This is a genomic window from Phenylobacterium sp., from assembly GCF_046590535.1.
GTDB lineage: Bacteria > Pseudomonadota > Alphaproteobacteria > Caulobacterales > Caulobacteraceae > Phenylobacterium.
In genome coordinates this window covers 1-5,568 of sequence record NZ_JBKJTG010000168.1, presented here as the reverse complement: position 1 = coordinate 5,568, position 5,568 = coordinate 1, and the positions used below count along the sequence as shown (strand labels likewise).

Genomic DNA, 5,568 nt, shown 5'->3' with positions numbered 1-5,568 from the left:
ACGTAGGAGGTGCCGCGGAAGTTCTGCAGGTCGGCGAACTTCAGGGCCGCCACGGCGACCTTGCCGGCGATGTCCTCGAACTCGTCGGGCGGCAGGTCCTCGCCGAGGCCGGCTTCGTGCAGCCGCTCTCGGGCCTTGTCGCGGGCCATCCCGATCAGGTCGGCGAGCTTGAGGACGCCGCCTTCGCGGGTCTTGAAGGGCTTGCCATCCTGGCCGTTCATGGTGCCGAAGCCGACGTGCTCCAGCTGGCCCTCGGCGGCGTAGCCGGCCAGACAGGCGGCGCGGAACACGATCTCGAAGTGGTCGGCCTGACGCTGATCGACGCAATAGATCACTAGGTCCGGCGCGAAGCTCTGCTTCCGGTCTAGGACGGTGGCCAGGTCCGTGGTGCCGTACATGGCCGAGCCTTCGGAGGAGACCACCAGCAGCGGCGGCAGCTCCCGCCTGTCGCCCTGCCGGGCCACGCGGATGATCCGCGCGCCCTGATCGTCCACCAGCAGGCCCTTGGCGTCCAGCTCGGCCACCATGGGCTCGATCAGCGGGTCGACGTCGCTCTCACCCTTCCAAAGGTCGAAGTCGACGCCAAGCGCATGGAAGTCCCGCTCAAGCGCCACCTGTGTGACCCTGGCGAAGTGGCGCCACAGGAGGTAGTGGCCCGGCCGCTTGGCCTGCAGCTCGGCGGTGAGCTTGCGGGCCCGGTCGCGGTAGTCCGGGTCGGCCTTCCCCTTGGCGGCGGCCTCCGGATAGAGCCGGTCGAGGTCGGCCAGCGTGATTTTCCGGAAGGCCGGCGGCTCCAGGTCCACCCAGTCGGCAGGCAGCGGGTCCTGGGCGTTCAGCGCCTGGACCACGGCGGCGATGGCGGGGTCCTCGTCGGTCACCGCGCCGATCAGCAAGCCCATCTGGTAGCCCCAGTCGCCAAAGTGGGCGTCGCCCACCACGGTGTCGCCCCGGAACCGGTAGAGCCGCTTGATGGCCTCGCCCCTGATCGAGGAGCGCAGGTGGCCCACGTGCATGGGTTTGGCCACGTTAGGGCCGCCGTAGTCCACCAGGACGCGGCGCGGAGGATCGGCGAGCGTGCCCCCGGCCCGCGGATCAGCGGCGATCTGGTCGGCGCGGGCCGACAGGGCTGTGGCCGCCACCTTCAGGTTGATGAAGCCCGGCCCGGCGATCTCCACGGATTCCAGGCGAGGATCGTCCGCCAGGCGCCTGGCCACGGCGGCGGCCAGCTCGCGGGGGTTTTTGCCCAGCCGCTTGGCGGCGGCCAGGGCGCCGTTCGACTGGAAGTCGGCGAGGTCGGGCCGGTCGGAGGCGGTGACCCGGCCCAGTTCGGCCGGCAGACTTGCGGCGGCGAAGGCGGCCTCGACCGCTTCGCTTAAGCCCCGTTTCAGGTCACTCATCGCGGGGCGGAGGCGGTCCCGGCGGCGGCCGTCGCAGTCCCGACGTTGAGGCGGAACCGCTTGCCGTCGCGGTTGAACGCGGCCATCTGCGGCGTCACCTCGAAGCCGATCAGCACCTCGAAGTTGGACCCCGACGTGGTCAGGCCGGCGCGGGGGATGAGGATCTCGGCGATGTTCTCGGTGACGTAGACGCGGTCCTGGCCGGCCGGGAAGGTGACCGGCAGGTCGAAGCTCTGCTTGGCGATGATCGCGCGGTTGCGGTCGGTGACCGCCACCCAGTAGCGATAGGTCTTGGAAGTCCCGGCGGCCTGCGGGCCCTTGCCCATCTCGAACAGGATTTCCATCGCCACCTTGATGGGCTGATCGTCCTTGTACTGGCAGCCCGCGGAGATGCCCTGGATCTCGCCCGAGAAGCCGGCGTTGGCCGAGGCCTCGCGGTTGTCCTTAAACTCCACATAGCGGCCGGCGTCGTAGAGGGTCTTCACGAACGGGCAGGGGCCAGCGTTGCGCAGGGCCTGGAGGGGCGCGCGGTTGTTGCCCCACTCCTCGTCGCGCTTGCGCTTCTTGGCGGAGTCTTCCTGCTGCTGGCGCTCGTTGTCCTGCTGGCCGCGGCCGGGGCGGCCCTGAACCTGGGCCTGGGCGGCGAAGGGAACGGCGGTGGCGGCTGCGATCACGGCGCAGACGACGAGGGAAAGGCGGCGCATGACGGGCGTCCAACAGAAGGGGCGCGAGGGGCCTCGCGGATCGGGGCCTAACTACAGCCTCACGAATGCGGCTGCAACGCGGCTGGCGGCGGGGCCCTGCACGCCCTACCTTGCAGGCGATGACCGACACCGCCCCACGTCCGCCGATCACCGTGCTGCTGGCCACGCCCAGGGGCTTCTGCGCCGGCGTCGACCGGGCCATCCAGATCGTCGAGCGGGCCATCGAGAAGTACGGCGCGCCGGTTTATGTGCGCCACGAGATCGTCCACAACCGCCACGTGGTGGATCGCCTGAAGCGCCTGGGGGCGGTGTTCGTCGAGGAGCTGGACGAGTGCCCGGCGGACCGCCCGGTGGTGTTCTCCGCCCACGGTGTGCCCAAGGCGGTGCCCGCCGAGGCTCAGGCGCGCCGGATGCTCTACCTGGACGCCACCTGCCCGCTGGTCTCCAAGGTGCATGTGGAGGCCCAGCGGCACCATGACGCGGGCCGCGAGATCCTGCTGATCGGCCACGCCGGCCACCCGGAGGTGGTGGGCACCATGGGCCAGCTGCCAGCCGGCGCCGTGGCGTTGATCGAGACCGTGGCGGACGCCAAGGCCTTCCAGCCCCGCGACCCCGCCAATGTGGCCTTCATCACCCAGACTACGCTGTCGGTGGATGATACCGCGGATATCGTGGACGCCCTGCGGGCCCGGTTCCCGGCCATCGCCGCGCCGTACAAGGATGACATCTGCTACGCCACCACCAACCGCCAGGAAGCGGTGAAGACCGTGGCGGCGCGGTCCGACGTGCTGCTGGTGCTGGGCAGCGCCAACTCGTCGAACTCCGTGCGGCTGGCCGAGGTGGGCCGCCGGGCCGGCGCCAGGGCTTATCTGATCGACGACGCGCAGGGCCTGGACCTGGCCTGGCTGGCCGGCGCCGCCACTGTGGGCGTCACCGCCGGGGCCTCGGCGCCGGAGGTGCTGGTCCAGGGCGTCATCGAACGGCTGGCGGAGACCTTCCTGGTCAGCGTCGAGGAGATCGACGCCGTGCGCGAGATGGTGAGCTTCAAGCTGCCGCGGGTGCTGACGCAGGCTTGACCGCCTCCGCGACCTACCCCATGCGGGCGGCATGGCGGTCTATACCGACATCACCGACGAGGAGCTGGCCACCCTGCTGGCCGACTTCGACCTGGGCGCGCCGCTGAGCCTGAAGGGCGTGGCGGAGGGAGTGGAGAACTCCAACTTCCTGCTGGAGACCGAGGCCGGGCGCTTCTTCCTGACCATCTACGAGAAGCGGGTCAGCGAGGCCGACCTGCCGTTCTTCCTGGGTCTTATGGGCTGGCTGGCGGCGCATGGCTATCCCAGCGCCCCGCCGATCCCGGCCCGCGACGGGGAACTGCTCAAGCGGGTGCGCGGCAAGCCCTGCGCCATCGTGGCGTTCCTGTCGGGCCTCTCGGTCCGCCGGCCGACCGCCGCCCACTGCCGCGAGGCGGGCCGGGGCCTGGCCGCCCTGCACCTGGCCGCGGAGGGATTCACGCTGACCCGCGCCAACAACCTGGGCCAGGCCGCCTGGAGCCCGATGTTCGCGAGCCTGAAAGCCGACGCCGAGGGGCTGAAGCCCGGCCTGGCCGCCCAGATCGACGCCGATCTGGCCGTGTTGGCGGCGGGCTGGCCGCAGGGACTGCCCACAGGGGTGATCCACGCCGACTACTTCCCCGACAACGTGTTCTTCCAGGCGGGCCGCTTCGCCGGGACCATCGACTTCTACTTCGCCTGCTGCGACGCGCTGGCCTACGACATCGCCGTGGCGCTGAACGCCTGGTGCTTCGAGGCGGACGGCAGCTTCAACATCACCTCGGCCCGCGCGCTGGTGGCGGGCTACGAGGCGCTGCGGCCGTTGAGCGACGCCGAGCGGGCGGCTCTGCCGGTCCTGGCGCACGGGGCGGCGATGCGGTTCTTCCTCACCCGGCTGCACGACTGGGGCGCGACGCCGGCTGGCGCGCTGGTCAGGCCCAAGGACCCGCTGGAGTACGAGCGCAAGCTGGCGGTGCACCGCTCCTCGCCAGACCTGGTGCTCTTCGGGGCGCCCGCCTCCGCCAACGCTTCGGCGGGCAAGCCATCGTGACGCCAAAGGTGGTGATCTATACAGACGGCGCCTGCTCGGGGAATCCGGGGCCCGGCGGCTGGGGGGCGGTGCTGATCTCCGGCGGCCACCGCAAGGACATCTGGGGGGGCGAGCCCGCGACCACCAACAACCGCATGGAGATGATGGCCGCGATCCAGGCGCTGGAGTCGCTGAAGAAGCCCTGCGACGTCGATCTGCACACCGACTCCAAGTACGTGCAGGACGGCATCACCAAGTGGATCCACGGCTGGAAGGCCCGCAGCTGGAAGACGGCCGACAGGAAGCCGGTGAAGAACGAGGACCTCTGGAAGCGGCTGGACGAGGCCCGGCTGCGCCACAAGGTGAACTGGCTGTGGGTGAAGGGCCACGCGGGCCATGAGCTCAACGAGCACGCCGACGCGCTGGCGGGCCGCGGCTGCGAGGAAGCCAAGGCGGCCAGATAGTTCGATATCGAACTTGACCATTCAATATCGAACGATATAGTGCAGTTTTGAAGTTGTTCAGTAGGAGGGCGCATGCCGCCCGAGCCCGAAGACCACGCCGACGTCCAGGTGTTCGACGAGATCCGCTACATCGAACATCTTGTTAGGACGGCGATCACCCGCAAGCTCCCCGTCGGCCTGAATTATCCGCAGTTCGAGGTGCTGGACCTGTTGTCCCGCCGCGGCGACGGCTCGTCGCCGGCGCAGGTGGCGCACGCCCTGCAGATGACCAAGAGCGGGCTCACCAACACCATCCAGCGGCTGTGCGCGCGCAAACTCATCGAGGTCGAGGACTGCCCGGCGGACCGGCGCCGCAAGCGCCTGTGGCTGACCCCGGCCGGCCGCCAGGCCTACGCCCAGGCCATGGCCAACATCCGCCCGCAGATCGACCAGCTGCGCGACGGCTTCACCACCCGCGAGTTCCGCGACGCCCTGCCGTTCCTGAAGGCGCTCAGGGCCTGGCTGTCCGAAAGCAAGGACTAGGGCGTCTACTCATAAGCCCGAAAGGTCCGCTTTCGGCGTGAGGCCAATGTCGGCTCCCGACCCGTTGCATGCCCTGTAGACGGGCCGGTCGCCGGAACGAAGTTCAAGCTTGGCCGTTCCACGCGTCACGGGAGCGCGACCACAATCGCGAACGGCTCCCTGAGGTTCAGGGGAGGCTCAAGCATGTCAGCAACCCTTCACGTCGTCTTTGGACCCTGCGGCGCAGGGAAGACCACCTACGCCCACGCCCTGGCCCGCCGCCACGGCGCGGTCGCCTTCGTGCTCGACGAGTGGGGCGCGCGCCTCTTCGGCCCCGACGTCCACGGTCCCATCGATTTCGGGTGGATGCTGGAGCGCCTCGGCCGCTGCCAGGCGCTGATCTGGTCGACGGCCACCGCC

The 5,568-nt window shown here is 69.8% G+C and carries 7 protein-coding genes; 5 read left to right on the top strand and 2 right to left on the bottom strand.

All coding sequences use genetic code 11. From position 1 onward, the window contains the following. On the bottom strand, positions 1–1,397 hold a 1,397-nt coding region (argS, locus tag ACLL81_RS10120; RefSeq protein WP_411288215.1), incomplete at its 3' end, for an arginine--tRNA ligase. Further along, complete coding sequence (locus ACLL81_RS10115) at positions 1,394–2,101, bottom strand: Tat pathway signal sequence domain protein (protein ID WP_411288214.1); 708 nt, start codon at positions 2,099–2,101, stop codon at positions 1,394–1,396. The genes argS and ACLL81_RS10115, both read right to left, overlap by 4 nt. Before the next feature lie 119 nt (positions 2,102–2,220). On the opposite strand from ACLL81_RS10115, the gene ispH reads away from it, so the two are divergent. From ispH to ACLL81_RS10090, 5 genes are all read left to right on the top strand, one after another. Then, positions 2,221–3,177 (top strand): 4-hydroxy-3-methylbut-2-enyl diphosphate reductase, encoded by a 957-nt coding sequence (gene ispH, locus ACLL81_RS10110; RefSeq protein ID WP_411288213.1) that lies wholly within the window; start codon positions 2,221–2,223, stop codon positions 3,175–3,177. 31 nt (positions 3,178–3,208) lie between these two features. Continuing rightward, positions 3,209–4,204, top strand: coding sequence for a homoserine kinase (gene thrB / locus ACLL81_RS10105; protein WP_411288212.1), 996 nt, complete (start codon positions 3,209–3,211; stop codon positions 4,202–4,204). After that, a complete protein-coding gene (gene rnhA / locus ACLL81_RS10100) occupies positions 4,201–4,647 on the top strand; it encodes a ribonuclease HI (protein WP_411288211.1) in 447 nt (148 codons plus the stop codon). The genes thrB and rnhA overlap by 4 nt, the downstream gene beginning before the upstream one ends. Before the next feature lie 72 nt (positions 4,648–4,719). Further along, the gene (locus ACLL81_RS10095; protein ID WP_411288210.1) at positions 4,720–5,169 is read left to right on the top strand and encodes a MarR family winged helix-turn-helix transcriptional regulator; all 450 of its coding nucleotides are present in this window, start codon (positions 4,720–4,722) and stop codon (positions 5,167–5,169) included. A gap of 183 nt (positions 5,170–5,352) precedes the next feature. After that, on the top strand, positions 5,353–5,568 hold a 216-nt coding region (locus ACLL81_RS10090; RefSeq protein ID WP_411288209.1), incomplete at its 3' end, for an AAA family ATPase.